This is a genomic window from Desulfosporosinus orientis DSM 765 (genome assembly GCF_000235605.1).
GTDB lineage: Bacteria > Bacillota > Desulfitobacteriia > Desulfitobacteriales > Desulfitobacteriaceae > Desulfosporosinus > Desulfosporosinus orientis.
The window spans coordinates 2,136,034-2,162,882 of sequence record NC_016584.1 but is presented as its reverse complement, the minus strand read 5'-3'; the positions used below and the strand labels follow the sequence as shown (position 1 = coordinate 2,162,882).

General features: G+C 43.3%; 26 protein-coding genes. 3 read left to right on the top strand and 23 right to left on the bottom strand.

All coding sequences use genetic code 11. The features are described 5' to 3' along the window. Positions 1-23 precede the first annotated feature (23 nt). The 5 genes from ehuB to DESOR_RS09955 all read right to left on the bottom strand — a co-directional run bounded on the left by ehuB (position 24) and on the right by DESOR_RS09955 (position 7,433). Positions 24-899 carry an ectoine/hydroxyectoine ABC transporter substrate-binding protein EhuB gene (gene ehuB / locus DESOR_RS09975; RefSeq protein ID WP_014184471.1) on the bottom strand — a complete coding sequence of 292 codons (876 nt, stop codon included), beginning with the start codon at positions 897-899 and terminating at the stop codon, positions 24-26. Positions 900-1,257: 358 nt separating this feature from the next. Then, on the bottom strand, positions 1,258-2,685 hold the full coding sequence (locus tag DESOR_RS09970; protein WP_014184470.1) for a LysM peptidoglycan-binding domain-containing M23 family metallopeptidase: 1,428 nt from the start codon (positions 2,683-2,685) through the stop codon (positions 1,258-1,260). A 106-nt stretch (positions 2,686-2,791) separates the two neighbouring features. After that, positions 2,792-5,224 (bottom strand): AAA family ATPase, encoded by a 2,433-nt coding sequence (locus tag DESOR_RS09965; protein WP_014184469.1) that lies wholly within the window; start codon positions 5,222-5,224, stop codon positions 2,792-2,794. Next, positions 5,214-6,368, bottom strand: a complete 1,155-nt coding sequence (locus DESOR_RS09960; protein ID WP_014184468.1) for a metallophosphoesterase family protein — start codon at positions 6,366-6,368, stop codon at positions 5,214-5,216. The genes DESOR_RS09965 and DESOR_RS09960 overlap by 11 nt, the downstream gene beginning before the upstream one ends. Before the next feature lie 15 nt (positions 6,369-6,383). After that, on the bottom strand, positions 6,384-7,433 hold the full coding sequence (locus DESOR_RS09955) for a GerMN domain-containing protein (protein ID WP_014184467.1): 1,050 nt from the start codon (positions 7,431-7,433) through the stop codon (positions 6,384-6,386). A 191-nt stretch (positions 7,434-7,624) separates the two neighbouring features. Between DESOR_RS09955 and DESOR_RS09950 the strand changes: the two genes are divergently transcribed. Then, complete coding sequence (locus tag DESOR_RS09950) at positions 7,625-7,951, top strand: LapA family protein (RefSeq protein ID WP_014184466.1); 327 nt, start codon at positions 7,625-7,627, stop codon at positions 7,949-7,951. A gap of 110 nt (positions 7,952-8,061) precedes the next feature. Here the strand turns inward: DESOR_RS09950 and DESOR_RS09945 are convergent, their stop codons facing one another. The 10 genes from DESOR_RS09945 to DESOR_RS09900 all read right to left on the bottom strand — a co-directional run bounded on the left by DESOR_RS09945 (position 8,062) and on the right by DESOR_RS09900 (position 16,458). Continuing rightward, entirely contained in the window at positions 8,062-8,931 is an 870-nt protein-coding gene (locus DESOR_RS09945; RefSeq protein ID WP_014184465.1) for an Fpg/Nei family DNA glycosylase, read from the bottom strand. An 82-nt stretch (positions 8,932-9,013) separates the two neighbouring features. Further along, positions 9,014-9,559 carry an SGNH/GDSL hydrolase family protein gene (locus tag DESOR_RS09940; protein ID WP_014184464.1) on the bottom strand — a complete coding sequence of 182 codons (546 nt, stop codon included), beginning with the start codon at positions 9,557-9,559 and terminating at the stop codon, positions 9,014-9,016. A gap of 137 nt (positions 9,560-9,696) precedes the next feature. After that, positions 9,697-10,017 carry a heavy metal-binding domain-containing protein gene (locus DESOR_RS09935; protein ID WP_014184463.1) on the bottom strand — a complete coding sequence of 107 codons (321 nt, stop codon included), beginning with the start codon at positions 10,015-10,017 and terminating at the stop codon, positions 9,697-9,699. 99 nt (positions 10,018-10,116) lie between these two features. Beyond that, entirely contained in the window at positions 10,117-10,296 is a 180-nt protein-coding gene (locus DESOR_RS09930) for a hypothetical protein (protein ID WP_014184462.1), read from the bottom strand. Between the two features lie 297 nt (positions 10,297-10,593). After that, positions 10,594-12,237, bottom strand: a complete 1,644-nt coding sequence (hcp, locus tag DESOR_RS09925; RefSeq protein ID WP_014184461.1) for a hydroxylamine reductase — start codon at positions 12,235-12,237, stop codon at positions 10,594-10,596. A 416-nt stretch (positions 12,238-12,653) separates the two neighbouring features. Continuing rightward, entirely contained in the window at positions 12,654-12,980 is a 327-nt protein-coding gene (locus tag DESOR_RS09920) for a hypothetical protein (protein WP_014184459.1), read from the bottom strand. Positions 12,981-13,083: 103 nt separating this feature from the next. Then, a complete protein-coding gene (locus DESOR_RS09915) occupies positions 13,084-14,457 on the bottom strand; it encodes a C4-dicarboxylate ABC transporter (protein WP_014184458.1) in 1,374 nt (457 codons plus the stop codon). A 174-nt stretch (positions 14,458-14,631) separates the two neighbouring features. Further along, on the bottom strand, positions 14,632-15,279 hold the full coding sequence (locus tag DESOR_RS09910) for an SdpI family protein (RefSeq protein WP_014184457.1): 648 nt from the start codon (positions 15,277-15,279) through the stop codon (positions 14,632-14,634). After that, complete coding sequence (locus tag DESOR_RS09905) at positions 15,276-15,554, bottom strand: autorepressor SdpR family transcription factor (protein ID WP_014184456.1); 279 nt, start codon at positions 15,552-15,554, stop codon at positions 15,276-15,278. The genes DESOR_RS09910 and DESOR_RS09905 overlap by 4 nt, the downstream gene beginning before the upstream one ends. Before the next feature lie 148 nt (positions 15,555-15,702). Continuing rightward, positions 15,703-16,458, bottom strand: a complete 756-nt coding sequence (locus DESOR_RS09900; RefSeq protein WP_014184455.1) for a sulfite exporter TauE/SafE family protein — start codon at positions 16,456-16,458, stop codon at positions 15,703-15,705. Between the two features lie 521 nt (positions 16,459-16,979). Here DESOR_RS09900 and DESOR_RS09895 point away from each other — a divergent pair. Continuing rightward, entirely contained in the window at positions 16,980-17,396 is a 417-nt protein-coding gene (locus DESOR_RS09895) for a MarR family winged helix-turn-helix transcriptional regulator (protein ID WP_014184454.1), read from the top strand. Between the two features lie 65 nt (positions 17,397-17,461). Next, positions 17,462-18,742 (top strand): alkyl/aryl-sulfatase, encoded by a 1,281-nt coding sequence (locus DESOR_RS09890; protein ID WP_014184453.1) that lies wholly within the window; start codon positions 17,462-17,464, stop codon positions 18,740-18,742. Between the two features lie 127 nt (positions 18,743-18,869). Here DESOR_RS09890 and DESOR_RS09885 read toward each other — a convergent pair whose 3' ends face one another. The 8 genes from DESOR_RS09885 to DESOR_RS09850 form a co-directional block, all read right to left on the bottom strand. Continuing rightward, the gene (locus tag DESOR_RS09885; RefSeq protein ID WP_014184452.1) at positions 18,870-19,901 is read right to left on the bottom strand and encodes a threonine aldolase family protein; all 1,032 of its coding nucleotides are present in this window, start codon (positions 19,899-19,901) and stop codon (positions 18,870-18,872) included. 35 nt (positions 19,902-19,936) lie between these two features. Then, complete coding sequence (rlmN, locus tag DESOR_RS09880; protein WP_014184451.1) at positions 19,937-20,995, bottom strand: dual-specificity RNA methyltransferase RlmN; 1,059 nt, start codon at positions 20,993-20,995, stop codon at positions 19,937-19,939. 119 nt (positions 20,996-21,114) lie between these two features. Further along, entirely contained in the window at positions 21,115-21,858 is a 744-nt protein-coding gene (locus DESOR_RS09875) for an ABC transporter permease (protein ID WP_014184450.1), read from the bottom strand. After that, positions 21,845-22,579, bottom strand: a complete 735-nt coding sequence (locus tag DESOR_RS09870) for an ABC transporter ATP-binding protein (protein ID WP_014184449.1) — start codon at positions 22,577-22,579, stop codon at positions 21,845-21,847. Before DESOR_RS09870 ends, DESOR_RS09875 begins: the two co-directional genes overlap by 14 nt. 61 nt (positions 22,580-22,640) lie before the next feature. Next, entirely contained in the window at positions 22,641-23,402 is a 762-nt protein-coding gene (locus DESOR_RS09865; RefSeq protein ID WP_014184448.1) for a MerR family transcriptional regulator, read from the bottom strand. A 149-nt stretch (positions 23,403-23,551) separates the two neighbouring features. Further along, a complete protein-coding gene (gene pyk / locus DESOR_RS09860; RefSeq protein WP_014184447.1) occupies positions 23,552-25,288 on the bottom strand; it encodes a pyruvate kinase in 1,737 nt (578 codons plus the stop codon). 22 nt (positions 25,289-25,310) lie between these two features. Then, positions 25,311-26,321 carry a type I glyceraldehyde-3-phosphate dehydrogenase gene (gap, locus tag DESOR_RS09855; protein WP_014184446.1) on the bottom strand — a complete coding sequence of 337 codons (1,011 nt, stop codon included), beginning with the start codon at positions 26,319-26,321 and terminating at the stop codon, positions 25,311-25,313. A 262-nt stretch (positions 26,322-26,583) separates the two neighbouring features. Continuing rightward, positions 26,584-26,832, bottom strand: a complete 249-nt coding sequence (locus DESOR_RS09850; protein ID WP_014184445.1) for a hypothetical protein — start codon at positions 26,830-26,832, stop codon at positions 26,584-26,586. Positions 26,833-26,849 lie beyond the last annotated feature (17 nt).

Sequence of the window (26,849 nt, the reverse complement as noted above, 5' to 3'; positions counted from 1 at the left end):
TTCGGTATCCCTAGATATTCGATTTATTTGCTCAATACTTCGGCTGTTTTATCACCGGGAAGTTCTTGTTCAGTAAAGCCGAAAGGCTCAATAATCTTCAGCAGTTCACCGGAGTCTTTGAGTTTTTGTAATTCTGCATTAAATGCCTCACGGAAATCTTTGTCTTCTTTGCGGAAGGCTGTTGCACCGTAACCTTTAACTTCCTTACCATCGATAACCGGCTGAACAAAATCCATAACCCTTTCTAAGTCAGGATTGTTTGCTGTTTCGAGAGTAGCTTGAACTGATGGACCGGTAGCCGTAAGAGCATCAGCGCGTCCGGATTGAAGAGCTGATAAAGCAGCAGGCATATCAGGTACAGTCATAATTTGTTTAAGAGGAACCCCAGATTTGAGAAGATAATCGTATTCAATGGCTCCGCCGGGAACTGCTATGGTGACGTCAGAATTAGCCGCAATGTCGGCATAGCTGTGAATATCCAGGGGATTTCCTTTTTTAACAGCTATAGCTTCCCCGATGCTGTATTCCGGGTTAGCAAAATCCACTTCCTTGGCACGATCCGGATTAATGAACATTCCCGCTGTGATCATGTCAAAACGCTTGGCGTTAAGTCCGGGGATCAGAGAAGCAAACTCTGTTAATTCCCCTTTCATCTCATCAATTCCCATATTTTTAAGTGCCGCCCTCGCAACTTCAACAGCTTCTCCGGTTAGTTTTCCATCAGGCGTTTGATAAGCATAAGGCTTTTCGTTAGCAAAGCCGACGACAACATAACCTTGTTCTTTAGCTTTCTCCAACGTCGTTTTTGCTTTTGTGTCCGTGTCTGCTGCACCACATCCTGCTAATCCCAAAAGAGACAAGGCTAAGGCCGCAGCAATCAATCCTTTAAACTTTTTCATATGATAATTCTCCTCCCAAAATTATTCTTTAAATTCCCTGCTTATTTGTTTCTTTGTTTAAGCAGGTATGGCGAAGGCAAAAAAAGAGAGCCTTTCGGTCCCAGCAAAAAAATAATGCCTATGCCATAAAATTCACCAACTGACAACTTTATGATAGCAAATAAGTTGCCAGAGTGTCAAGGTTATCTGTCATTTTACCGGATTTGATAAGTCTGAATAATTGTCCAAAGACGCTGTCATAGATGTATAAAATTATCGAAAAAGCCTTTAATACAGGCAATTGAAATTTTAATAAAAAAAGTCTTAAGCACGGTAAAAAATGCTTAAGACTTTTAAATTTAAAGCAATTGTTATATTTTTAACGAAGGGAATTAAGCGGATTAACGGTATCACCGTTAATAATCACTTCAAAATGCAAATGAGAGCCGGTAGCATTTCCTGTTGAGCCCACTAAACCTATAGTCTGCCCTTTTGAGACACTTTGTCCCGCGGAGACCAGTAGTTTTGAGGAATGAGCATAACGTGTCATAATACCGTTACCATGGTCAATTAGAATTGAGTAACCATAGTTGCCATTCCAACCCGCGCTCACGACCTTGCCTGGGGCAGCGGCTGTATAGGGATCTCCCTGATCCCCGGCAATATCAATTCCGGTGTGAAAGCCGGACCCGCGATAACCATAATACGAGGTAATCGATCCTCTCAAGGGCCAAGATATCCCCGAAGCTATACTCCCGCTTCCCCGGGAATAAGCAACGGTTACACGTTGAGGTCCTTTTTCCACGATCTGAGAAACTGCTGCTTTAAGTACTTTTTCGTCTTTCACCGTCTGAGAGACTACCTTATCGTTTTTCTGAACATAAGCATATTGAACTTCTTTTTGTCCATCACTGCCGCTTTGTTTGATTTTCGTTTCCCCGCTGGCTAAACTTACGTCAGTTTGCGATATGACATCAAAAGGAATAGTTTCTACGTCCGTACGAACCCCTTCGCAGACAACGGTTATATAAGGAGTAACCTTATCTAAGTAAATTTTCTGACCCGGTTTAAGTATGGTATCTTCCGTAGTACCAGGATTACTGGCCAAAACTTCTTTGGTCTTCATATCGTTTTTTCGCGCTATGAGCCACCAGGAATCATCTTTCTGCACAGTATATTCGATTTTTTGTAAGTTGCCTTCTTTTAGTTTTTCTAAAGCTTGATCATAGGAAACAGCTTGCTCTAAAGGAACTTGCTTTGCCTGGGTCTTTACATCGTCTTCAAAGGAGCTGGATAGGACTTGATTTTTATCACTTGGCTGAGCATAGTAATCCTTAAAATCGTTTAATAATCTATCTGCATCTTCTGCTTTTGCCAAGACAAAAATCGGCTGCTTATTAACCAGCACAGCAGCTCCGTCAACGTAATAGGAAATATCTTCAGCTAAGGTTTCTTTGGCAAGCTCATGATACTCAGCATTTTTCACCCGGACTGATGAATATGTAATACTATCATTGGTCTTCGCTTCAATACCCAAGGGAGCACCCTTTTCAGAGAAAATCTCATCTACCATTTCTTCAGCTTGATCTTTACTGGCAACAAGGCCTATTTTATGATCATTAACAACAACATAAACGGCTGATGTCGTTGAATTCAGATAGACTAGTCCACTGCCTACAGCAATCAGAAAAACTACGGTTCCTCCAATCACTCTTGGAGATTTCCAGGATATATTTTTAATTGTGAATATCTTAGCTTTTAACTTCTCAAGAAACTGCCTAATCTGTATTAATTCTCCTTTTTCCATAGAACCCCCCTAAGTAGTTATTTTTGATATTATCCTCTATTATTTTCTATTATTCTGCTTTCATTGTCAACTTAACAGAGGCGAAAACTAATTCTAATTTATTGAACTAGATTTCTACCTGTAATGCAGCCCAACCTTTCCCGGCAAGATTCTCTTCAAGCTCAGGGTCTGTCGTAAAAAAGAAGATCTGGCGGGATAATGCTAAAGTCTGCAAATAGTTAGTTGCGTCCTCCCAAAAACTCTGCAGACCGCTTTTAATATTGCCAACTGAGAAAAACAAAGGTATATCCGTATTTACACCCAGGGCTAACTGGGCGACGGCCATTCGATAAGCAAAATAGTTCCTCAGTGCCTGAATTTCTTCGTTGCCCGATCTCAATGCCGTTAAAGAAAATGTATGTTCACTAATCCATTGCTTTTCTCGGTTTAGAGATGGTTCGTGGTTGGTTTGCCATTCCTGCCAAGACAATTCCAACAAGGCTTGAGCTTCCTCTAGAGCATGACCTAAATCCTCATAAGCTGTCCATTGCCCTTTAAGCTTAGTAATCTTTTTCTCCAGCAGTGTTAAGTTTGAAGTTACTGGACTCCTTTGAAGGCGTTGTTTCAAGGCGTTAATGCGGGTCTGGAGCTGGGCATGCTCTTGAGTCCAGGTTGTTATGTCAGCCAGCCTTTCTTCCGGGCTGAAGCATAGTTCTCGTTCTAACTCTGCTAAGGGTTCCAATTTTTCGGAAAGCTGTTCCATATTCCGTTCTCCCAGTAGACGCTGATACTTCTCTGAATACGCGCTGATTTCCCTATCAGCTTCCCTTTTCTCATGCAGGAGTGCTGAAAGGTTCAAAACAGCTGCCAGCACTTCTTCCCTATTCGATGTAGGAATATCCCAATTCTTCAGTTTTTCACGGAGTCCTTCCGTACAAGCTGCCAGGTTCTTTTCTTCAAGGGACAGCTTTTCCCTTAAAGTCGTTATTTCAGCCCTGTCTAAGGAGATCTGTTCTTTTTTCTGCTTAAAATTTTTCCATCCTCTTAGCCATTCGGCAAAATCAGCGGCATGAACTGCCTTTAACGCTCCCTCTATCCTTTGGCTGTAGTAAGTTTCCATCCTTCGCAGGTGCTGCTCTTGATTTATTTTTGCCTGCACTTGCAGAATTTGTCCCTTAATCTTTTGAATCCGCTGTTGTTGTGTGCGATATTTTTCCAGCTTATTCGTAAATTCCTCATAGTTTGAAGTTTGGTAACTCTTGTAATAGTGGAGAAGATGGGAGGAAAGGGTTTCGGCAATGCTTTTTACCCCCATTCGTTTCTTCAATGTTCCGTCTAAGAAGCCTCCCAGTTTGGAATTCCGCCATTTTGCCAATTGCTTTTCTTTATGTAAAATCCACTCAATATCTGACGTTGTTACAGCTGCCATAATCTCCAAGTCTTCCGCTTGAGACTTTTCCCGGGCTAATAAATTTTCCAGCCTATGCAGTACACGTTTTGAAACGCCAAGTTTGCGGCATTTTTCTTGAGCAATCTCTCGCTCCTGGACTACCTTTCTTAATTGCTCATCCTCATCCTCTTGAAATCCTTGGTATCCTGACAATTGAAGGTCTTGCTCAATCTCAAGAACTTTTTCCTGGCGATTTTTAATTCCCAATTCTAGGTAATCAACGTTTTTCTGGTGCCCAGCCCACTCGGCACATTCTTCCCGATAACTCTCGATAATGCCCCAATCCACACAAGACCCATCCGAATTAGCACCCAGGGCAGTATTTAAGTATTGCCGGCGTTCTTCCAACCCATTGATCTCCTCTTGGAGGTGCCGCAGCTCCCGATAATCGGGATTTTCCAACAAGCAGTTGATTCTGTCTTGAATTTTCTTTGTTACAGCAATCCTATCGGCCAAAATGTCAGCTTTTTCTTGCAGGTTTTTTATTTCTATTTGCATCAAGCGCTCTTCTTCCTGCTGACGATGGATACTTTCCCATTCACTCCTGAGAACTTCACACTCAGCTTTAACCTGTTCCATACCCTCTTGCTGATCTTTAAGCCGCTTTAGTGCTCCGGCAATGGAAGCACGGACTTTGCTTACTGACAGTTCATCATCTCCGCCTTGGCGCAGATTTCGAATGCGCTGAAGGAGATGACCCGGACCACTGTATTCCGGCCATTGGATAGCTCTTCCCTGGAAAAACGTCTGCTCCTTACATTTAAAGAAATAGTTCCCCGGGCTCATGCCTTCCAGAAGACATACGAACTGATAATCTTCCTTTCCAATAGATATGTCCAGCTCCCAATCACCTTTTTTGGGCTGGTATTCAAAGCGAATATGAAAGCGGCCGAATTCTTCAAGCACCCAAATCTCAACGGAAGTATTCTGTTTTAGTCCTTGCAAGACAAGAGAATCCTTCCGGTTAAATAATAAACTAAACAGAAGCTCATAAAACAACTTCTGCTGGCTTATTTCCGCAAATTTTATTACCACAGGGCCTTGAGAAAAGCGGAGATCAAGATCCGCCATTTTCTCATGATTTAAAATTCGAATGCGATCAATAATCATCGAATACCCGTCCTCGTCCCAGGGCTGTTTGTCCGATTTTTTCTACCAGCCCCCAGTATTCCTTCTGATCTTCATCAGCCTCTGCCAATCGCTTCTTCAGTTTCTTAAGGAACAAATGAGCTAAGGTTGGAAATCCCTCGCTGTTCTCTACTACCCGCCAGCTTGGTTCTATACTTGGCTCTCCCTTGCTTTCCAAAGGAATAACTTCCACGAAGTTCAGCTTTTTTTCCAGGAGTTTTTGCATAGGCTGAATTATACTCTCAATGTCGGTGAGAGATCCCTTTAAATTAATCCTATAAAGATTCCTTTCTCTTTCTCCCTGACCTATCCCCGCTATTATCTCCTCAACCATGTCTTCAAGATTATCCTTGCCCTGAAGGGAGAGATTCTTGGTAATATAAGCTCGTTGGGCTAATTCTTTAAATTCAAACCGGGAAGAATCTATGGATAATTCCCCGAGAATCACGCCATGAGGACCTTGATCTGCAAACGTTCTTGGTTCAACAGCGCCGCAATCCGCTAAGGTTGTTTCTCCAATTTTTTGAATTCCACTCCAACCTTCGTTATGACCCAAGGCTAAATAATTCAAGTTACTTGAGGCAATTTGCTCCTGACGCAGGGGAATATATCCCTCAGGACTTTTTTCTGACTCCATGACCGCATGGAGAAGCATGACCTGGATGGTACCGTCCTTGCTGCGCTCATAATGTTCAAGAAAGGATTTTTCCTGATGATAAGCCGTCCAGCCTGATCCTGAAACTATAAGGTTATGAGTAGGAAATGGGAAACTGCTGACACCACTGGAGAAAATATACACATTACCAGGCCAAACCGTTAATCGATAGGCAGAGGTTATGATATGAGGGTCCAGCCTGCCGGGAGTAATAAAAATCTTTGTATCCTGTAATTTTGCCAGAGAACCTGCGACCCTCTCAACTGTCTCTTTGCGAACATATTCCTGGTCAAAGAGATTGCCTGTTATGAAAAGAAACTCAATATTTTCCGTTTGACACAGATTGAGAACAGCCTGAAATGTTTGCCATAAATCCTGATTCCGAAGTGCTGTCCATTTCTCAGGCCCCTCCCAATCAGGACTGTCAAATCGGAAACCGCCGCAATGTAAAAAACGTACAGACGTAGGCATGACCTCTCTCCTTGCTCAAAGTTCATAACTATTGGTTAAATCCACCTTAAAAAATTCACCTTTGTTCATCACATAGTGTCCCGATGAATAGGGATTGCTTTCAATAGTAATGCAGACTTTGTCCACACCATAATAAGTACCAATGGTATTCGTGATACTTTGTAAAATCATACTTTCATAGCCTGATCCGGCATTCATTTCCTTTGTTAACTCTTTGCTGAAATCAATGTAAACCGCGTTGTCCTTATTTAAGTATAAGCTATTAATTTTGACATTAGGGCCTAAGACCTTCTCAACCTCTCCATTAGGCAATTCTTTAAACGCCTTTTCAATGACTGTTTTAGTAAGATCATTGGTTTTAAAGGTTAGTTTCTTATTAATATAATACAATTTATCGTCATTTACATTTGGGTAAAAGAACTTTACTGTTTGAGTTAGGGGAACATTATCTTCCAGCTTGCTTAACGCAGAAGTGACCACAAAATCATTTGAAGTAAACACCGTTTTTACAAGACCAATATCCGGGGCATAATAATCTTGAGTTTTATCCTTCTCACCCTCAGTTGTAACCTCTAAGGCTTTATAAGCTCCTAAAGGGGTTGTAACCTCTGCCGTTAAGTTTGTAATGATTCGCTTTCGGCCGTCAGCCAAAGTCCAAGAATTTCCTACTTTGAGCGGTTCTTTCAACAAGATCTCTTCTTTATTAGTGTGTCCTTGAGTTAAATTCTCTCGGTAATAGGTTTCTCCTTGGGAATATATCAGTGTCAATGCGCCCTTACTGTTTTCCAGCACTCGAACCATCTCAGTTCCGCCATTGTTGGATCTTATCTGGATGCGATTGTCCTGAATATAGTCTACAGCAGCTGTATAAGCAGCAAACTCATTTCCTTCACCTTCATATATATATGTTGTATTATCTTTAAATGGATAGTAATCTTGGATAGTCAATTGTTGAGTATCTTGGGGTTTGGAGTCATCGACGGGTGGCTTATCATTCTTTGTGCTGCACCCATCTAACAGCATGAACACCAAAAATAAGCTTAGAACCAGGAAAACCTTTTTCATGTTGTCTATCCCTCCCTTGTATTATGGTTAGTATAGCACTTCTCTCCTTAATTACCCAGTCTAGATTCTTTAAGAAGCAAACCTTTCCTTCACTTGAAGTTGTAAGTGATAGCCCGGAGCAAGATTAGCAGGATTCCGGCAGATTATAGTCGAATTAGTATATATTCAATGACCAAAGGAGGTTACGTTAAATGTTCGTACTCATATTATCCCTTATTTGTTCTCTTCTGATTGCAATTTTTGCAATTCAAAATGCCGGCTTAGTTACTATTCAGCTGTTTTGGATTACCACAGACGTTCCGTTAGTTCTTGTTATCTTAGGTTCGACATTTGCCGGAGCTTTAGTTATGCTCCTTTTGGCTATTTGGCGGGAATTAAGGTTAAAGCTTAAAGCGAAGCAAGCTCTTAAGGAGGAAAATCTCAAAACTAAGCAAACCCTTAAGGAGGAAAGTCCCAACAAGAGCTTGCCTGGTTCTTCTGATGAGACGGAAGGGAAGCCATCGGATACTTCAAATTAGACAAGCCTGCTGCCGCGGCATTTGAGCAGCAGCAAAAGGAGACAGCTATCAATTTCTTTGGATAGTTGTCTCCTTTGCTTTGCTTTCTGTGTCTCTCACTTCTGTCTCTCTTACTTCTGACATAGAGGGCAGAAATAGGAGTTTCTCCCCCCAACTTCGGATTTCTGAATGGGCTCCCGGCAGTTGACGCAGGGGACTCCTTCCCTCGCGTACACTTTAAAATGGGCATTGTATCCTCCGGTAAAGTCGTCCCAGTCTGCAAATGGCTCCTCCATATCTCCGCCAAGACGTATAGATTCGTTAATAATTTCCACTAAAGAGCGGAAAAGGGCCTGCTTTTCTTCAACACTTATTGCGGAAATGACTCTTGTTGGTAAAATCCCCGCTTGAAACAGTGCTTCATTTGAATAAGCATTGCCGACTCCGGAAATATTTCTGGGATTCATTAGCCAGGGTTTAATTTTCCCGCGTTTTCCCTCAAGTAATTGAGCAAATTCCTGAGCTTGAAAAGATGGGTCCAGGGGATCTCTCCCTAATTCCTGAAGCTTTTTCTCAAGTTCATCTTTGCCCAGGTAATATAAATAGCCTAAGGTTAGATTACAAAAAAATAGTGTTGAACCATCGTCTAATCCAAATACAACACTTGGCTTTCCCGGCAAATCCTTAATCATTTCTTTTAGATCTTCAGCACTGCTCTGCATTACCATGGATTGGTTAATATCCTCATTAGTAATATAAAAAAGCCTGCCATCCAGCATCATATGGGTCAATAGATAGTTATCATCATCAAGATGAAAGATAAGGAATTTGCCCTGACGTTCAATCCCCGTTATCTGCTTATTCATTACTTGCGAGGAAAATACGGTACTTTCAAGGTTAATGCTTTTTAAACGTAAAACATTAACCCTGGAAATTTTTTTGTTTTTTACCAATTGATTCAAGTAATGCTCATAGATCTCCATTTCAGGAATTTCCGGCAAGTAACCTCAGCTCCCTTCATCATTTTTCATAAAATTTATAATTCCAAAGTTGGCTGGATTAATGCATTGCCTATGAGAATTTTTACTTTAAAAAAGCCTTCAATTCCTGAGAGGCGATTTCACCCATGAATTGATATCCCGTAATATTGGGATGGACTTCATCCGCATATAACCCTAACCCTCCATCCGCTTCAACGCGTTTTTGGAAAGGAGTATAAAAATCAAGCTTTATCAATCCGTTGCTTTGAGCAAAATCATTGACCCAGTTCCGGTATTGACTGAGAAGTGCTTCTTCTTCAGGAACCAAGATGGGAATGGGCATGCCGAGGATAGGAATAATTCCCCTCTCCTGACACATGGTCACCATCTCTAATAAATTAGAACTTACACTTTCTAATGGGTATCCTGCATAAGCGTCATTGGTTCCGCCCAGAATGGTAGCGTGGGTAGGATTAAAAGCGAGAACATCTCGTTTAAAACGCCTGGCCATATCCCGGGTCAAATTTCCGTTGATACCTTTGTTAAGCATTTCACATCCAAGTTCTTGTTCTAAATAAGTCACCCACGATTCTTTTCGAGTATAAGGATATCCTTCAGTAAGGGAATCTCCCATAGCAACAATTTTCATAGAGGATTAACCCCTTTCAAGTTAGTTTCAATTCCCAACAAATCTAAGGACATAGCAAACCGGTTAAGATGCTTTTCACTGCTCTTAACCGGACCTATGTTTTCAAGCTATTGTTATGTAGTTTGTTTCTTAACCTCTTACTCCATCCTAACAGCAGTGCCGGAAGCGCTGACCATAAGCATGCTGCCGTGTTGACCGATCACTTCATAATCCAAATCAATTCCCACAACGGCATTAGCCCCCAGCCTTGAAGCACGTTCCTCTAACTCTCTTAAAGCAATTTCCCGGGCATCATGCAGCTTTTCTTCATAGGCACCGGAACGCCCTCCGATAATATCAGTGATACTGGCAAAAATATCCCGCATAATATTTGCGCCCATGATTGCTTCCCCGGTAATAACGCCTAAATAGGCCGTAATCTTATGCCCTTCAATTGAGGGTGTGGTGGTGAGAATCATGTCTGTATCCCCCCTTTTTATAATACCATTTAATTATAGACGATATTCCATGTATTAACAATGAAGAGACGAGTGCTTAACTAACACTCGTCAAATTATTTAGTGTACTAAAAACTGTTTTATATCGTCCAGGGCCTTTTTCAAGCCTTCCAAGGAACGTTCATCCATTCTCCCTGAGTTTCTCATTCTCTGGATTAAATCATCAGGGCTTATTCCCTGGTTTTTCATCGTATTAATGATTTCTTTCTCGTCTCTGGTTAAATCTTCCCACTTTCGCACAAGTAAACACCTCCGGTTTATTAAACAGTTGCCTGCTTCTAGCTTTTCATTAGAAGTGTTTTTCTATGTATCAGGTCTAAAATTAAAAAACTTGGCAGGCGCTAGAGCTCTACCAGATTTTTCAGGCCACAGCCGCTTGTGGGCTTTACCGCCTCTCCATGTAATGGGTTCGCTTCTGTGGACGAAGCTGCCCTGCCTTTCGGGGCTATTATTCATTAGTATTGTTTTGGGATTTTTAAAATAGCAAAAAAGACTGCCTTCAATCGAAGGCAGCCACCGGGAAAAAACAACTTGTTCTTAGCCCATAAAGATTTTGAGATCATCTTCTACATTGGTAATACCGGCTATACCAAAGTTTTCAACTAAGACTTTTACCACATTGGGGGATAGGAAACCTGGAAGAGTGGGTCCTAAGTGGATGTTTTTCACTCCTAAGTGGAGGAGGGCCAGTAAGACAATCACCGCTTTTTGTTCATACCAGGCAATGTTATAGGAGATGGGAAGTTGGTTTACATCTTCTAGGCCAAATACTTCTTTCAGTTTCAGGGCGATGACGGCTAAGGAATAGGAGTCGTTGCATTGTCCTGCATCCAGTACTCTGGGAATTCCTCCGATATCCCCCAGGTTCAGCTTATTGTATTTATACTTGGCACATCCTGCTGTGAGGATCACCGTGTCTTGGGGCAGAGCTTTGGCAAAGTCCGTGTAATAATCCCGGCTCTTCATCCGGCCGTCACAGCCTGCCATGACGAAGAAGCGTTTAATGGCTCCTGACTTTACTGCCTCCACGACTTTGTCGGCCAAGGCCAGGACTTGATTGTGAGCAAATCCGCCGACGATTTCTCCGGTCTCGATTTCCGTGGGAGCCGGGCAGGTTTTGGCATGAGCAATCAGGGCGGAGAAATCTTTGCTCTTACCGTCAGCTCGATCAGGGATGTGCTTAACCCCTTCGAAGCCCACGACTCCGGTAGTATAAAGGCGATCTTTATAAGAATCCTTAGGCGGCACTAAGCAGTTGGTGGTCAGGAAAATGGGTCCGTTAAAGGATTCGAATTCTTTATCTTGTTTGTACCAAGCATTTCCGTAGTTGCCCACAAAGTGGTCATACTTTTTGAAAGCTGGGTAATAATGGGCCGGGAGCATTTCGCCGTGGGTATAGACATCCACTCCTGTGCCTTGAGTTTGGATGAGCAGTTCTTCCAGGTCTTTCAAATCGTGTCCGCTGATTAAGATGGCCGGATTGCTGCGGACGCCGATGTTGACCTTGGTGAGTTCCGGATTTCCATAGGTGGAGGTGTTGGCTTTATCTAAGAGGGCCATAACATCCACGCCGTATTTACCGGCTTCTAAGACGAGGGCTACCAGATCCCCTACTTCAAGGGTGTCGTCGAGAGTGGCAGCCAAGGCTTTCTCCATGAAGGCAAAGATCCCGGCTTCTTGATGCTCAAGGGTATAGGCATGTTCGGCATAAGCCGCCATCCCTTTCAGTCCATAGGTCAGGAGTTCGCGGAGTGATCGGATATCTTCATTTTCCGTGGCTAAGATACCCACCAGAGCAGCTTTGGCTGCATACTCATCCACAGGTCCTGTCCAAGTGGCTGCCTCGGGCAAGACTTCGGGCAGAGTTCCGCCAGCTTGCATAATTTCTTGTTTAAGACCGTCCCTCAAGGTGAGACCTGCTTGGATTCGTTCAACAAAACGGTTTTTATCGAAATTGGCATTAGTAATGGTGCTGAAAAGACTTTCCATGATGAATTTATCAATATCCGGCCGGAGAATATTCAGCTTGCGGGCTTCAACGGCATAAAAGGCAATCCCCTTTAAGGTGTAGACCAAAAGGTCCTGCAAATTAACCACATTTTCACTTTTGCCGCAAACTCCTTTAATTGTGCATCCGGTTCCTTTGGCTGTTTCCTGACATTGATAACAAAACATACTCATTATTTGTTTCCTCCTAACCTTTATTTAAAAATTTGTGTGTTCCCTTTGACTAAGGTTAGTTTAAGGCAATTCAGGTTTTCGGACCGTGATCACAATGATACTATCGGTGTGATAAATGTCACACTCACTCCTTTGCTATTGACAGCTTCAGTCCAACCAGATAAGATTAATCTATAAATATAAGTCAGAATTATCAGATATTTTTATTGTTTTAATAGGAAAGGAGAATCGCCATGGGTATTATTCGTTCGTTTTGGGAGTTCTTAGTTTTTTTCGGAAATTGGTTATGGCCTTACGAAGAGGAATCCCTGCGTAAACTTTAATTAAACTCAAGCTTTTTAAGCCACCCATTTAAATAAAAGCCGGTGCAAGACTTATTCAAGTCATTCTGCACCGGCTTTTACTGCCCTTGATTATCAGGCAGAGATAAGAAGCTTATTTAAACATGATACAACTTCTGCAAGGGAGCTGCGATTTACTTTTGAGGATAAAATAACTTCAAAATAGATAATTCCTTCTGAACCATTGATATCTGAAATCATCCTTTTAATGATCCCCTTGTGAAAATATGATGTCCTTTTCAGTTTTCCAATGGTTGCACACGCTTCTTTCTCCAGAAAAAGCTGTATGTTGTCCAGACTGACACTGTTGCTGTAGTCACTGTAAAAGGTGATTTTATTTAAAGACGCAAAAGCCATCTGATGACGAGGAGTTAAGCTGCCTTCTTGATGATATCCTTCCATAGTTCCCCCACTATCCTAAGCATTGTTTACCTGACATTCGACCATAGCTGCAATTATCTATACGAACTTCCAGTTCAATTTAAGGGGGAAAGAAAACTCTACTTTATAAAATGCCAATGAAGCGAAAAAGGGTCAAGGCCAGCAGCATAATCCCGGAAGAAATTAAGACATACCTGCCGTTCCAGCGGGGCCCTACCTGAATAGGAGATTGCCCCGTCAATCCGGATAAGGCGATAACCGTTGCCGAAGACGGGGAAATAGAAATTCCCATGGACCAGCTGATCGCCAAAACAAGGGCCAGATAGGTAGGAGTTACACCATAAGCTGCGGCTTTGATGGTTCCGCCAACAATCGTGACGGGAATAATGGGATGAACCCCTAACGCTGATAAGAGAAGAATGCAGAGAATAATAACGATGGCCAGCAAAAAGGCATTATTTCCCACCACATAGGATAAAAACAGGGAAACATAGCTGCCCAAATGAGAGTAACTAATGCTTGTGGCAAATAAGCCTGCCCCCATAAATAAGATAATCTCATTTTGTAATTTGGGAAGACTTTCATTAAAATAAATCTTAAACTCCCGAACTAAGATCTGCAATTTCCCGATGATCCCCAGCCAGGCGATAGGATAAATTATGGAGGCTAAGGAAACCACAACAATAGTGTGTATCCCGGTGACAAAGGAAAGAACGGCAATGGCTGCGATTAGGATAATACTAAAAATGCTCAATTCGATGACTTTGCCAGGATCAAATTCACCTGCCGGCTCTTCACCGGCTGCCAAAGGGTCATTCCCAGCCTTTTTTTCCTCATACATTGTTAAAAAGTAACCGGTTAAACCGGCAATAACCCCGCATAAAACTGCAAAGGGGGAAAATGTAAGCCAGCTAGCTCCGCTTAATTGAACCACAAGAGCAATGGCAGCTGTTGTCGGTGCCCAAATTGTGCAGGTGGCAAAACCACGAACGATAGCTGAACTCAGCAGTTTTCGATTTGAACTTTTGCTGCTGGCCTGACTTATTTGCAGTACCAAGGGAACAACGGCCAAATTGACCAAAACCCCCACAAAGGCTGAAACGAAGCTGACCAGGAGGTAAAAACGGCTGTCATTGTACACATAGCGCTGGAACAACCCCCGCAAAGCCTCAAAGTAGCCGCCATGGCGGATGGGAATTCCCAATAATGGCACCAGGGCAAACATAACCACCAGATAAATATTCTCCTGCAATGCCTGCAGCCAAATACTTAAGGGAGCTCCATAACTTAAAAAGAGAATGATGCTTAAGAGAAACAACATAGAGCCGATGATTAAAGTAGTCCCCGAGACTACCAAAAAACTAAGGAAAATCACAACCAGCATCATCACTAAATTTAGATCTTGAAGGAAATCTGATTTGACAAACAGGTTGCTCAAAAAAATAATGGCTATGCCAAAGGTCAGGATACTGCGTAGGCGGCTGAAACTATCTTTCATGACTGAACTCCTTGATTAAATTTCCACAACTTACATTATATCATCGAATGACCTAACTGCTATATAAATTTCTTATCCAGTCCTGTAAACACCCTCTCCATAAAATCAGGGCACGCCCCAAATTGGTCACCAGTGACTAATTTGGGACATGCCCCGGATAAAGCTGGCACTTTCTTAATGAAGTTCTTTATACTTTAACCATGAGTAAATAATGGGTTCAAGAGCAACCACCAAAACTAAGCCAAAATAAATACCGGCTGTTATAAGGCCAGGCAAGAAGGCTAAAACACTCATTATGAAACCTGCCGCAAACCAGACAAAGCCTCCATGACGATGAGTTTTGGCCCAAACCGTCTCATCCGCCAAAGTCCAGGGTGTCTTAATGCCCATAAAATAATTTTGCTTAAACTTTGGCATTAAATTTCCTAACACAATGAAGAGAATACCAATCATAAGTTTAATCATAGTGTCAACCTTAATGAAGGTTGCACCTAAACTGGTGGCAATCACAACGAATTGCATAACGGCAAAAAAGGCGACCAAAATAAAACGGATAATCACATAGGTCTCTTTAAAGCGGCCATAGTTTTCCTTTTTGGGATCAATCTTTGCCAAGACACTGACCAGCAAGGGAATTCCCAATCCCGTTAAAGGCATCAGAAAGGCCCAGGGGAATTTAGGATACCAGGCATCAATCTCACCATGGATATTCCAGTGCATAGGAATCTCTTGGGGCAGCCTGCCATAAACTGCGATTGTAATGAGGAAGGGAAGCAAGGCGATGATCCACATTAATCTCAAGAAGATCTTTTCATTTTTCATCCTTCATTATCTCCTTTGCCTTTTAATTCAATAAGCCAAGCCATAATTTCCTCAATAATCGAGGTATTCAGCTCATAGACAATAAACTTGCCATTACGCCGGTCTGAAACCAGCCCCCCCTCCTTTAATACGGAGAGATGGTGGGATACGGTTGCCTGGGTCATGGCAAAATGGGCGGCAATATCACCGGCAGTCATATCCCCATCCTTAAGCAGATTCAGTATCTCTCGCCTTGTCTTGTCGGACATTGCCTTCAAGGATTCCTGAAAACCCATCTTGATCCCCCCTCATTTAGATGTATTTCTAAATGTATTTTACTGTATTTGGGATATAAAAACAATAGACATTTAGATATTTTTCTAAATGTCTATTGTTTGGCAAAGGCAGCTGTAATATGCCTGAATTGTCGCCAGGATGTCCCCTTTAAATTAACAGTCTTACGGCAGCTGCTGCTGTCATGACGATAATCAAAACGCGAAATTGTTTTTCATTGACCCTCTTAATGATAACAGCCCCTAACAAGGCACCAATAGCAATTGCCGGGACCATAGCCAGAGTCAGGCCCAAGTTTTTAAAGGAAATATTATGCCAGAAGAAAACCTGTAAGGGCACTTTCGTTAAATTAACAATAAAAAAGAACCAGGCCGTTGTCCCCATAAAACCATTCTTCTTGAAATCCATAGCCAGTAAGTAAACGCTGAATATAGAGCCTGCAGCGTTGCCGATCATTGAAGTAAAACCACTCAGGGCTCCCATACCAGCGTAAAACCAGGCACCCTTGGGAACCTTAAAGTTCTCTCCTTTTTTCTCCATATAAATTAAGATAATGAGACAGAGGATTACTGAGATAGCAATGAACATCTTGAATTGCTTGTCATTGACGTAGCTTCCCGTGATAACTCCCAGGATCAGCCCTACGAAGGTCCAGGGCAAAAGTCTTTTAATATTGCTCCATTCCGCGTGACGCTGGTAATAATATAAGGCAAAGGCATCCCCGACAATTAGCAAGGGCAATATAATACCTGTGGACTCCTTCCCGCCGAATACGGAAGCAACAATGGGTATAACCGGCATTAAAAAACCGCTGATTCCCGTTTTGGAGAACCCAACCAGGAATGCAGCTATAATTACCCAGACCCACTGCCACATTGATAAATCAAATACATGCATGAAACCCATTTAATGCGCCTTCTTCTTGAAAAATTTTAATCTTGCTTTAACTATAAATTTTAGAGCAACCAGACAAACTTTCCTTAACAAGGAATACCATTTGCTTATGGTGATGTACTTCCCGTTTTAAACCAATTATCTAAACCGATTTGGAAAATGAAGAACTTTCAACTCACCTCCTTCTATAAATATTTGAATCAGTATTCTTGATAAAGATGAAAAAACCTTTGTAAATATTATGAAAAAGTAACCAGAGCATCTCTACTTTACTTCTATTCGGAATGAGTGTGCAGAATCATGAGTATCGTCCCATCTGCCTATAACTTCATAAACATATATACCCGCCTTTCTTCACATCTAACCAATTGTACATGGACTCAACTGTGGGTATGGTTCCATCCCATTATCCAGAATTCTACCACAGAATACCCAATCCCTCTGTTAACCCCTTAAATATCTGAATCCCGTTCTTCTCAACGAAAATGCTAAAAATCCTTGACAATAGTCTTATATAAAACTAAAATACCCCTATGAATGAAAAACATATTATCAGTTTAATCGGCTTTATCCATCGTGAGGCCGATAAATTTCTAGAAAACCAACTAAAAAAACATAACATTTTGGGTATTGCTCCCTCTCACGGCGATATTCTCTTTAATCTCTATAAATACGAGTCCCTTACTATGCAGCAGCTGGCTAAATTAATCGATAGAGACAAATCCACAGTAACTGTCTTGGTCAATAAGCTGGTGGAATTAGGCTATATCTCTAAAACTCCGGATTTAGAGGATGCTAGGGTCTACAATATCGCCATTACTGAGAAAGGACAAGAGCTGCGTCCCGTATTTGAAGAAATTTCAAAGTGCTTATTAGCCAAAGTATATGATGATTTCACACTGGAAGAGCAAACCCTGCTTTTAAAAATGCTGCAAAGAATTAAGTTTTAAATTTTTGGGCAAATAGTTTTACATAAAACCATCTCCATAAAAGTGTTTTGGAAAGGTGTGTTTTTATGCTGCAAACCAATGGCGAACAAATGCTGAAAGACTTCACTGCCAGGGCATACCCCCGGCAAGTAACGGAAATCATTCCCGGAATAATTTATCATGTCATGGGTTACGGGCACAGCAATGCCAGTTTTATCATCAGCGAGAGCTCAGTTATACTCATCGATACTCTTGACAGCGACTACCGTGCCCAAAAACTAAAGTCCCTGATTGCCGGGTATACGGATAAACCGGTTAAGACAATCATCTATACCCACGGACATCCTGATCATCGCGGGGGCGCCGGTGCCTTTGCAGACAGCCGGCCGGAAATCATTGCCTTTGCTCCCTGCAAGCCGGTCTTAGGCCGCACGGATGCCCTGAATGAAGTCTTTCTGGAGCGGGGCAATAAGCAATTCGGTTACTCTCTCAGTGATGAAGAAAATATCTCCCAAGGGATCGGTATCCGTGAAGGCAAGACCCAAGGGGAAGGGCAATACAGCTTTCTGCCTCCCACCACGGTTTACCGGGAAGAAAAAGTTCTGCGGGATATTGACGGCGTTACCTTGGAACTTGCCGCCGCTCCCGGTGAATCGGACGACCAGCTCCTTGTCTGGATTCCGTCTCATAAAGTACTTTGCTGCGGCGACAATTACTATGGCTGCTGGCCTAATCTCTATCCCATCCGAGGAGGCCAGTACCGGGATATCAGCGCTTGGGTAGACACTCTGGACAATTTAAGAGCCTATCAGGCAGAATATCTCCTCCCCGGTCATACTCAGCCTATCTTGGGTGCCCCAGCCGTCCGGAAAACCCTCACGAATTTTCGGGATGCTATAGACTATGTTCTCAGGGAAACCCTGAAAGGCATGAATCAAGGATTGTCTATGGATGAAGTCGCCGAGGCTGTTAAACTGCCTGAAAAATGGGCCAGCCTGCCTTACCTGGGTGAGTATTACGGAACTGTAGCCTGGTCGGTGCGGGGAATCTATACAGGCTATGTGGGTTGGTTTGACGGCAATCCCACCCACCTGAATCCCCTGCCCCCTAAATCCCGGGCTCAAAAAACCATCGCTCTGATGGGCGGCCAGGACTCCGTTCTCTCCGCCATTAAGCAAGCCCTGGACAGCAAAGACTATCAATGGGGCATTGAGCTTGCCGACCTGCTTATCGCGGCAGACAGCAGCAATCAACAGGCCAAACAATACAAAGCCCAGGGACTTATGGGCCTCGGCAAAATGGAAACCAGCGCCAACGGCCGTCATTATTACCTGACCTGTGCCAAGGAGCTGCTCTCCGGCATCTGATCTTGACAAGACTAAAAATCCTCATGAGAAGAAGTTTGTTTAGTCCGATAACCTCCAGGACTAACTTCCTCTCATGAGGATATTTTCTATCTGTTAATATTCAGAAATACTTATTGACAAGGCATTCCTAATCCTTACAGTAGTTTTGCAAATCTTGGCAAAAGCCCAGGACAGCCTCTTTTTCAGTAGCCCAGGAGGTCACAAGGCGAATGGCCGAATGAGTATCGTCCATTTTTGCCCAGGTATAAAATTCGTAGTTTTCCCGGAGCTTGGCGATAAGCTTGTCCGGCAAAATGGGAAATATCTGATTTGAGGGTGAATGGGTGAAGAAACCAAATCCGGCTCTTTCCAATTCCGTCTTCAGCAACCCTGCCATTTCGTTGGCATGTTTAGCCAGCTCAAAGTATAAATTATCTTTAAAGAGTTCCAGAAACTGCAGGCCGAGAACCCTTCCTTTGGCCAGCAAGCCCCCTTTTTGCTTAATATGATAGCGGAAATCTTCATTAAGCGAATCCCGGCAAATCACCAGTGCTTCTCCCAGCAATGCCCCATTTTTCGTGCCGCCGATATAGAAGGCATCCACCAGACGGGGCAGGTCACTTAATTCCAGATCATTCTCGTCAGAGCAAAGGGCTGACCCCAGCCGTGCCCCGTCCACGTACAAGAAAAGCTTGTTTTCTTGACAAAACCTACTCAAAGCCTCAAGCTCCGACTTGATATAGATTGAACCAATTTCCGTGGGATTGGAGATATAGACCAGTTTGGGCTTAACCATATGCTCGTCGGTATGAGCTTCGAGCACGGCATGGATATCCTCGGGTGTCAGTTTGCCGTCCTTTACTTCACAAGCAAGCACTTTATGCCCGGTCCCTTCAATAGCGCCGGTTTCATGGACTAAAATATGTCCAGAATTTGCTGCCACAGCCGCTTCATGAGGTCTCAAGAAGGCTGATATAACCGTCAAATTGGTTTGTGTACCCCCACACATCAGGTGAACATGCACCTGGGGACTGTTCATTTTTCTTTTTATTAACTGAATTGCTTCCAGGCTGTACTCATCTTCCCCATATCCCGTTACCTGCTTGAGATTGGTTTCTATTAAGGCATTGAGGATTCTGGGATGAGCTCCTTCGCTGTAATCATCTTTAAAACTATACATTCTGCGCAACGTCCCCTTTTTGTAAGCCTAAGATCTTAGATTTTTTTTATCCGCCTGCTTCTCAGCTGCCCGCAGGCTGCATCAATATCACTGCCGATCTCCAGGCGAATGCCGCAGTTGATCCCATGTTTTCTTAAAACATCATAAAAGGCCAGAAGTACGTCATGATCCGTTCTTTGATATTGAGAATGTTCATCCACCGGATTATAAGGAATTAAATTCACATTAACCAGCTGACCCCAGTCCTTAATCAGAGCCGCCAGCTGCAGGGCCGCTTCCCGGCTGTCATTCAGATCCTTAAGCATAATATACTCGATGGTTATCCTGCGGCGGGTTTTCTCCAGATAATAATTAATTCCCTGCATTAAGGTTTCGATGGGAAACCGGCGGTTAATGGGCATCAGCTTGGTTCTCAGCTCATTATCAGGCGCATGGAGAGAGATGGCCAGGTTTACGTTCAAATCGCTGTCGGCAAAGTCATACAGCTTATCGGCCAGGCCGCTGGTGGATATGGTAATATGCCGGCTGGGTATGGAGATGCCCTTTTGCTCGACAAGAACCCGGATTGCCTCAGCCAGATTCTCATAATTGTCAAAAGGCTCGCCAATTCCCATGACGACCATGTGGCTTACCTTTTCTCCCGGGTGATGATCATCCAAGTACTGCTGGACTTTCATGATCTGCCCGACAATTTCCCCAACAGTCAGGTCCCGGAGTTTCTTCAATAAGCCGCTGGCACAAAAACTGCATCCCATATTGCAGCCCACTTGAGTGGTAACACAAACAGACAAGCCAAATTTATGTCTCATCAAGACGGTTTCAATAAGATTGTCATCCTTGAGTTTAAACAAAAACTTAAGAGTACCATCGGCAGACTCTTGTAGGGTATGGTCACTCAAAGGCTGAATCAGAAAATGGTCAGCCACTAACTGCCGGCACTCTTCTTTCAGCTCAGTCATCTCTGAAAAATCAGTGACCCGTTTCCGATAAAGATAATCCCAAATCAGAAGGGCGCGGGATTTTTTATATCCTCTTTCGTCGAGCCATTCGCTTAAGTTGTCCAAAGTCAATCCATAAATGGATTCTTTATTCATAGTAACCTCTCTAATACAAGACTTGAAGTGCCGGAGACTTTAGCTAGGCATGCCTCCGTGCACAATTATACCATGAATCTTTACCTGCAGGCTACAAGGGGCTGGGACAGTTAGCTCTATTACTCCCACTTGAAGAAGTGAACAGAAATGCTTGTACATATCACTGCAAGTACAATCATCACGATAACAGGGAGGAAAACACTATCTATTGGCAAACCCAGCGAAGCAGCTTTCAGAAGCTTGATTCCCTGCGTCAGCGGCAATATGTCGGCTCCTTTTTGAAGTGCCACGGGCATAACCTCATAAGGCAGAGTAGCACCTGAGAAAATGAGCATCGGAAAGTATAACAAACTGGCTGCAGCACTTGCTGTCTTCATGTTTGGCGCAATTCCCCCCACCAGCAGCCCAATACTGAACATAGTAACCATGACCAGCAGGTATGCGCCTAAAAATTGCAGCCAAGAACCGTGTAAATGGAAGCCGAAAAATACCGCTGCAGTCGTATAAACAAGGACGAGTGAAGCGACAGAATAAAGCATATAGATAACAACCTGTACCACTAAAATAAGGGCGGGACTGGTAGGGGTTACCTTAAACCGCTTTAATATTTTCCTGCTTCGGTAATCGGATATGACTAAGGGAAGCCCCATCACTCCACCGGCGCAAATGGATATCGTTGTCACTGCGCCAAATGATTGTTCCAGAAAGCTATATGCAGCACCATCGAAAGCCGGCTTATTTCCAAAAACTGTGCCTAAAATGACTACGACTACGACAGGCATACAGATTGCGAAAATGAACATGTCCATCCCGCGAAACGACAGTTTGCACTCTGTTTTAAGAAGCGCCTTAAATGCTCTCATTTACTTTTTCCCCCTCGTCTGTATACCAAAGATACGCGTCCTCAAATTTCTCATAGGGACTGGCTGCAACCGCTTCCTGTACTGTTCCGTAAAAAATGTTTTCCCCTTTTTTTAGAATCATAATTTTATCACAGAGAGCTTCCACTTCATCCATAAAGTGAGAGGTCAACAGAATAGTCAGCCCATTCACTTTTAAGTCAGAAAGGCTTTTCCACACATCCCGCCTTGCTCTCGCGTCAAGCCCGGTAGTCAACTCGTCTAAAAATACAACTTCGGGGTTTGGAATTAACGCAAGAACGATAGACAATCGCTGCTTCTGACCTCCCGAAAGCTCGCTCACAGGGCATTTTAACTTGTCTGAAAGCCCGAATTGCTTTAACAGGTTAGCATAATCCAGAGAGGTTTTGTAAAGGGAAGCTGTGACCTCACAAAGTTCCGCTACCCTAATTTTATCTTGGTAATTGGCTTCTTGAAATTGAACGCCGACCCTCTCAAATAGGTTTTTTCGGTCTTTCTGCGGATTCATTTCCAAAACGAATACTGTCCCGCTGTCCTGTTTTTTGGTGCCTACAATACATTCAATGGCGGTGCTTTTGCCCGCGCCGTTTGCACCCAGCAAGCCGAAAACTTCCCCACGACAAATAGAAATATCCAAATTCGTGATTGCTTTGACATGGTCGTAAGACTTGCTTAATTCTTCGACCTTGATTACTGATTCCATGCGATTAGATCCCTCCTAATCTTTATTTAAAGAAAGAATAACACCAGAGAAAACTCTGGTGTTAAAGTGTAGGGTTGGGAATAAATTGTTTTTTCATCTTAGCAAGGTGAGTAATCATAATCCCCGCATTTTTCTCGGCATACTGCAAGGATGTAAGCAACTTGTCACATACAGAAATAATATCATCGTTTTCTTTGGGTGTATTAATTACCTCTCTTATGTCCGTTTCGGGGTCATTAGATAAAGCGTTCAACATGCGTAAAATCGCTGCCTGGGAATAATTTGCACAGCGCAAAGAGCGTACAATTTTCAGCCGCCTAATATCTTCATTGGTATAAACCCGATAGCCATTTTTCTTTCGCTTTACTGTCAGCAAGCCGTTCATTTCCCAATTTCTTAAAGCGTCCATAGTGATTTGCAGATGGTCAGCGGTTTTTTTTCTTGTAAAAAGTACGTTGCCTGTTTCTTGATTTTCGCCTGATAACAACCTTTCAGTAATAGTTATGGCTTCTTCGGCGTTTCTTTGTTCTCTTTTTATCTGATGCAAATAACGATCTGTAAGAAAAATTGCTCTATCAAAATCTTGGACAGCCGAGGTTTTAATAATGTTAATCACTTGCTTGCGAAGGCCATTTTGCAGAACCTCAACTTTCAGGGCAGTTCTCGCAAACTTGAATTGCTCAATATGGAAATCTGTAAAAACGCGATAACCGTTGGCTTCTCGTTTCGGTTTGGGAATAAGCCCCAGTTTCTCATAAAGCCGTACAGTGTTGGGATGAATTCCAATACGGTATGCTATCTCTGCCGTTTTGTATGTGTTCATTCAATCCAATCACCTCCATTCTCCTGCATTATAGCATCGCCATAAAAGTCTGGTGTTACATTGGAGGGTTTCAAAGATAAACAAAAGGATAGCAAAGCTACCCTTCTGTGTCCCATCATATTTGTCTATACGCTTTCGTTCCGCTGCCTTTAAAGAATGCTGACAGAGCCTTCATACATTAATCCTGTCATGGCATCGACGGTCATAGATTGTCCGTCGCTCACCTTTGCCATAGCATCTGCGGCTCCGACAATGGTGGGAATGCCGAATTGTACGGCGACAATGGCAGCATGGGAGGTCAGGCCGCCTTCTTCCACGACTAAGGCTCCCGCCCGGGCAATTAAGGGGACAAACCGGGCATCCGTTGAAGACGCAATTAAAATTTCCCCGTCATTGAAGGTATCCTCACCGGGGGTCTGAACCCTCCGGGCGGTACCGGAATAGGACTTGCGTCCGATTCCCGTCCCTTTTGCTAAAATATTGCCCATAATTTGCACCTTAATCATATTTGTCGAGCCGACTTTTCCGATGGGAACCCCGGCAGTGATCACGACGATATCACCGGATTGGATATAGTTTTTATTCAAGGATGAATTAACAGCAACAGAAACCATTTCATCCGTTCCTGAACTTTCCGGAACCACTAAGGGCTGGACACCCCACTGTAAGGCCAGCTTCCTGGCCGTTTCTGCAAAGGGAGTTGCTGCCACAAGCAAGGCTACGGGGCGGTATTTGGAGATCATGCGGGCCGTCAGACCCGAATGGGTAGGGGTGAGTATGGCCGCCGCCTGGAGATCCTTGGCGACAGTATAACTGGCAAAACTAATAGCTTCTGCCACGTTAACCTGAGGGTGGCGGGTAGCCCGGTTCTCCAGACAGGTCTGCTCGGTTTGCCTGGCGATTTTATCCATCATCTGAACCGCTCCAATGGGATAGAGTCCTGCGGCGGTCTCTCCGGATAACATAATCGCATCCGTCCCATCCAGGATGGCATTAGCCACATCACTGGCTTCCGCCCTGGTGGGCCGGGGCTGGCGAATCATAGAATCCAGCATCTGAGTGGCGACTATAACCGGCTTACCCAGCAAATTGCATTTGCGGATCATTTCTTTCTGGCGGATAGGTACTTCCTCAACGGGAATTTCAACCCCCAGATCCCCCCGGGCAACCATAAGACCGTCTGCCACCTCCAGGATGGCATCCAAGTTGTCCAGGCCTTCCCGGCTTTCTATTTTAGCAATAATATGCACATCCGCTCCCATTTCCTCGACAACCTTGCGCACATCTAAAATATTCAGGGCCTTACGGGTAAAAGAAGCGGCGATAAAGTCAATTCCCTGGGCAATGCCAAAACGAATATCCTCTATGTCTTTTTCTGTAACAGCAGGTAAATCAATCAGAGCATTGGGCGTATTAACCCCTTTTTGGGATTTAAGCACTCCGCCGTTAAGGATGACAGTCTCAATGATCTGCTCCTGGACAGAAGTTACTTCCAGTTCAATTTGACCGTCGTCAATGAGAATATGACTGCCGGGTTTAACTTTGCGCCATAAATTGGCATAAGTAATCCCCACCCGGCGCTGATCTCCTAAGCTGCTTAGGTCGGTATCCAAGCGGAAGGGCGAGCCGTTAACCAGGTTAACCCCTTCTTCCGGGACTTTGCCGGTGCGCACTTCCGGCCCTTTCGTATCCAAAAGGATTGCCAGATGCTTTCCTGCCTTAGCCGCTTCCTCTTTCAGAATGACTATTCTCCGGGCGTGTTCTTCATGGGTCCCATGTGAAAAATTCAGCCGGGCAACATCCATACCGGCAGCTAAAAGAGCTTGAACCTGTTCCCTGGACTCACTTGCCGGACCAATTGTACAGACAATCTTTGTCCTTCTCACGGTGCCCCCCCCTCCTTCTAACTTACACTGCTTTCATAGCCATAAGTTTCGCTAAATCAACAATTCGGCAGGAATAACCCCATTCATTGTCATACCAGGCTAATACTTTGACCATGCGATCCCCAAGCATTATGGTTGACAACCCGTCCACAATGGAACTGGCAGAATTGCCATTGAAATCATGTGAAACAAGGGGTAATTCTGTGTATTCAAGATATCCTTTCATAGGACCATTTGCTGCTTCACGCAGGGCATTATTCACTTCTTCTTTAGTAGCAGGCTTTGCTAAATTAGCCACAAAGTCTACTAAGGATACATTAGGAGTCGGTACACGAACAGCCAGCCCCGTCATTTTGCCCGTTAGTTCAGGGATAACCAAAGTAACGGCCTTAGCTGCTCCGGTGGTTGTTGGTATCATGGATTGATAAGCTGCTCTGGACCGACGCCAATCCTTATGCTTTACGTCCACCGTACGCTGATCATTAGTAACGGAATGAATGGTTGTCATCATTCCTTGTTCAATGCCAAAATTATCAACAAGCACTTTGGCAACAGGTGCCAGGCAATTCGTGGTGCAAGAACCATTAGAAATAATATGGTGCTGGGCAGGATCGTATTGATCATCATTGACGCCCATAACAATGGTAATATCTTCGTTTTTAGCCGGAGAGGAGATAAGAACCTTTTTAGCTCCTGCTGTCAGATGTTTGGCTGCGTCCTCACGCTTTTTAAATTTACCGGTGCATTCAATAACCAGATCGACGCCCAGCTGAGCCCATGGTAAATTCAAAGGATTTCTGTCGGCAACAATCTCAATTCGCTTACCATCAATGACCAGGGCATGTTCTTCAACTTCAATGTTATGGGGAAGAATGCCGTGAAAGGAATCATACCTGAGCAAATGAGCTAACATGTCAGGACTTCCCATGTCATTAATGGCAACAATTTCAAAGGGCAGAGATTGATTCAGGGCAGCACGAAGTGTGAGTCGACCAATTCGACCAAAACCTGTAATAGCAACGCGGAAACTCATGGTTTACCTCCTCTTAATAAAGCAAATAATTCTTTTTTGTATGTTACATTTAATATATTGGTATATACCATTTAATGATTCTGTATCAATAAAGAAAATTCCTGCTTATTTATGTTCATTATTATTGAAATTTAGTGGTAATAATTGCTTAATTAATCTACACACAATTGAGCAAGGAAAAATTTCGGCCATGACCATTGCACAGCCGAAATTTAACACAAAAGAATTGCTGATTAGTTGTATTTGTTCCTGATAACCCATTCTAGTGCCTTGAATATTTCCTAGCTAATTTAATACCTTGAATGTGATTTTTATAGGAATTCCTTGATTTTGTTACAATGTCCAGCCATTCTTCGCTAGAAAATAAGGTGGCAGTACAGGTCTTCCCTTCCAACATCAAACGATATTTTTCCGGATGAACCTTTTCAATGACATCTAGGATTCCTTCAGGGAATTCATGGACGCGCTTCTTTTTTGAGCTTAGTCTTCTATAATCAGCTAAATCTTTCATTTAATACCTCTCCTGTA

Coding starts and splice junctions, on each gene's coding strand:
- DESOR_RS09935 (WP_014184463.1), bottom strand. CDS start 10,017: ATGATTCTCACCACCACACCCTCAATTGAAGGGCATAAGATTACGGCC.
- rlmN (WP_014184451.1), bottom strand. CDS start 20,995: ATGAATAAAGAATCCATTTATGGATTGACTTTGGACAACTTAAGCGAA.
- DESOR_RS09950 (WP_014184466.1), top strand. CDS start 7,625: ATGTTCGTACTCATATTATCCCTTATTTGTTCTCTTCTGATTGCAATT.
- DESOR_RS09970 (WP_014184470.1), bottom strand. CDS start 2,685: ATGGAAAAAGGAGAATTAATACAGATTAGGCAGTTTCTTGAGAAGTTA.
- DESOR_RS09910 (WP_014184457.1), bottom strand. CDS start 15,279: ATGAAAAATGAAAAGATCTTCTTGAGATTAATGTGGATCATCGCCTTG.
- DESOR_RS09960 (WP_014184468.1), bottom strand. CDS start 6,368: ATGCCTACGTCTGTACGTTTTTTACATTGCGGCGGTTTCCGATTTGAC.
- DESOR_RS09890 (WP_014184453.1), top strand. CDS start 17,462: ATGCTGCAAACCAATGGCGAACAAATGCTGAAAGACTTCACTGCCAGG.
- DESOR_RS09965 (WP_014184469.1), bottom strand. CDS start 5,224: ATGATTATTGATCGCATTCGAATTTTAAATCATGAGAAAATGGCGGAT.
- DESOR_RS09905 (WP_014184456.1), bottom strand. CDS start 15,554: ATGGGTTTTCAGGAATCCTTGAAGGCAATGTCCGACAAGACAAGGCGA.
- DESOR_RS09875 (WP_014184450.1), bottom strand. CDS start 21,858: ATGAGAGCATTTAAGGCGCTTCTTAAAACAGAGTGCAAACTGTCGTTT.
- DESOR_RS09920 (WP_014184459.1), bottom strand. CDS start 12,980: ATGGAAGGATATCATCAAGAAGGCAGCTTAACTCCTCGTCATCAGATG.
- DESOR_RS09885 (WP_014184452.1), bottom strand. CDS start 19,901: ATGTATAGTTTTAAAGATGATTACAGCGAAGGAGCTCATCCCAGAATC.
- DESOR_RS09955 (WP_014184467.1), bottom strand. CDS start 7,433: ATGAAAAAGGTTTTCCTGGTTCTAAGCTTATTTTTGGTGTTCATGCTG.
- gap (WP_014184446.1), bottom strand. CDS start 26,321: ATGAGTTTCCGCGTTGCTATTACAGGTTTTGGTCGAATTGGTCGACTC.
- ehuB (WP_014184471.1), bottom strand. CDS start 899: ATGAAAAAGTTTAAAGGATTGATTGCTGCGGCCTTAGCCTTGTCTCTT.
- DESOR_RS09865 (WP_014184448.1), bottom strand. CDS start 23,402: ATGAACACATACAAAACGGCAGAGATAGCATACCGTATTGGAATTCAT.
- DESOR_RS09850 (WP_014184445.1), bottom strand. CDS start 26,832: ATGAAAGATTTAGCTGATTATAGAAGACTAAGCTCAAAAAAGAAGCGC.
- DESOR_RS09870 (WP_014184449.1), bottom strand. CDS start 22,579: ATGGAATCAGTAATCAAGGTCGAAGAATTAAGCAAGTCTTACGACCAT.
- DESOR_RS09900 (WP_014184455.1), bottom strand. CDS start 16,458: ATGGGTTTCATGCATGTATTTGATTTATCAATGTGGCAGTGGGTCTGG.
- DESOR_RS09895 (WP_014184454.1), top strand. CDS start 16,980: ATGAATGAAAAACATATTATCAGTTTAATCGGCTTTATCCATCGTGAG.
- DESOR_RS09915 (WP_014184458.1), bottom strand. CDS start 14,457: ATGAAAGATAGTTTCAGCCGCCTACGCAGTATCCTGACCTTTGGCATA.
- DESOR_RS09940 (WP_014184464.1), bottom strand. CDS start 9,559: ATGAAAATTGTTGCTATGGGAGATTCCCTTACTGAAGGATATCCTTAT.
- hcp (WP_014184461.1), bottom strand. CDS start 12,237: ATGAGTATGTTTTGTTATCAATGTCAGGAAACAGCCAAAGGAACCGGA.